The sequence below is a fragment of the Streptomyces sp. genome, from assembly GCF_031178505.1.
Lineage (GTDB): Bacteria > Actinomycetota > Actinomycetes > Streptomycetales > Streptomycetaceae > Streptomyces > Streptomyces gulbargensis.
Genome location: NZ_JAPSIW010001026.1, coordinates 1 through 1,756, shown reverse-complemented (window position 1 = coordinate 1,756; position 1,756 = coordinate 1). Strand labels below are relative to the sequence as shown.

Annotated in this window: 2 protein-coding genes; both read right to left on the bottom strand. The window is 69.4% G+C overall.

The annotated features are described in order from the left end of the window. Window positions 1–23: 23 nt before the first annotated feature. Entirely contained in the window at window positions 24–557 is a 534-nt protein-coding gene (locus RIF68_RS35870) for a hypothetical protein (protein ID WP_309055825.1), read from the bottom strand. Between the two features lie 229 nt (window positions 558–786). Further along, window positions 787–1,697 (bottom strand): IS5 family transposase gene (locus RIF68_RS35865; protein ID WP_309055823.1). Its coding sequence is split into 2 segments (ribosomal slippage): window positions 787–1,349 and window positions 1,349–1,697, totalling 912 coding nucleotides; the frame shifts between segments, so codons are not numbered across the junction. Window positions 1,698–1,756: the final 59 nt, after the last annotated feature.

Below are 1,756 nucleotides of genomic sequence, written 5' to 3'. Positions count from 1 at the left end.
GGTTGAGACGTCAGACATCTCGATCAACTGCCCAGGGGCCTCGCTCGTTGCGCTTGGCGGGCGTCACCTGATCGGGGCCCAGCTCGAAGAAGCTCACTGTCTGCACCCGGGCCAGGGTTCGGTGAGGTCCGGGACGCCGAGGCGAGGGGTGACGGCCCCGCGCTGCCAGCGGCCGACGACCGCCGGAAGCAGCCCACCGCAGTGCACCGGCACGAAGCGCAGGCTCGGTGCGTGGCGAGTATGTCACCGAAGACGAGCTGGGCGGCGGCGAGCGCGGTCTCGGCGGGCTTGCCGAGCAGGTTGGCGAGGTAAAAGGAACTGAGACGGGGATCGGGGACGGTGCCCGGGTGCAGCAGCAGCGTGCGGGCGTCTGCGTCCATGGCCTTCCGTAGTGGGGCAAGGGCGGGATCGGCCAGGGAGTACGAGCCGCCGCCGGCCACGGCGGTCAGGCCCGCCCAGCGCTCGTCCTCGCGCAGGCGCACGTGTTCGTCGAGGGCCAGCTCCGGGTGGTCCATGGGCAGATAGCCGAGTGGTGTGAGGCGGTCGTACGCGTCCACGGCTTGGAGGAGACCGTCGTTTACCTGACGTACCCACGTACGCGCCGCCGCCTCGGGCAGACCCTGCCGGAAGAAGGGCGGAGGGATGGTGACGATCACTTCGCCGAGGTCTGCCGTGTCGAGGGGTCGACCAGCCGGTCGGGGCGGTAGAGGTCCGGTGGACCGATCGGGTGCCCGTCGATCAGCAAGAGGCCGTCGGCGTTGTGCGGCTGGTCGCCGAGGTCGGGAGCTAGGCCGTGTCTGACAAGTGATCTTGTCGGGGCTCGCGGAGCCAGAGAATGAGTGCCGCGAGGTGGAGTCCTGCCCGGCAGCGGGCGGCGAGCTTGTCGAAGCGGGTGGCGATGGCGCGGAACTGCTTGAGCCGGTTGAAGCAGCGTTCGACGACGTTGCGCGCTTTGTAGAGGTCACGGTCGAAGGCCGGTGGCCTGCCGCCGTCCTGTCCGCGCCGCACGCGGTTGGCCTTCTGGTCGGTCCGTTCAGGGATCACCGCCCGGATGCCCCGCCGCCGCAGCATCAGGCGGATCGCCCGTGACGAATACGCCTTGTCCGCGATGACCGTGTCGGGTCTGCGACGCGGCCGCCCGGCACCGGTCCGCGGAACCCGCACCGCGTCCAGGACTGCGTCGAAGACGGTGGAGTCGTTGAGGTTGCCCGGTGTGATGACGACGGCCAGGGGCAGGCCCCGGCCGTCGCAGGCGAGGTGAACCTTGGTGGTCAGTCCGCCGCGGGACCGGCCGAGCGCCTGGCCAGCCGTCGTGCATGCCGGATCTTCCAGTTCGTCCCCTGCCGACGCCCCTTTTTGCGGGCGCCGGCGGCATGCTGGTGGGCACGGTTGATCGTGGAGTCGACCGACACGGTCCACTCCACGGCTCCGACCGAGTCACCGTGCACCTGCACTTGCTCGAGCAGGCGTGCCCAGGTCCCGTCCGCCTCCCAGCGGGCGAACCGCTCGTAGACCGTCTGCCAGGGCCCGTAGCGTTCCGGCAGGTCACGCCGCGGAGATCCGGTCCGCGACCGCCATAACACCCCGTTGATCACCTGCCGATGATTCCGCCACGGCCGACCCCGCCCGTCAACACCCGGCAGTAGGGGCGCTATCCGCTCACACGCCGCATCCGTCAGCTCTCCACGACCCACCACAAGATCAATTATCAGACACGGCCTAGAGATCGTCTTCAAAGGTCAGATCCAGAGCAGGA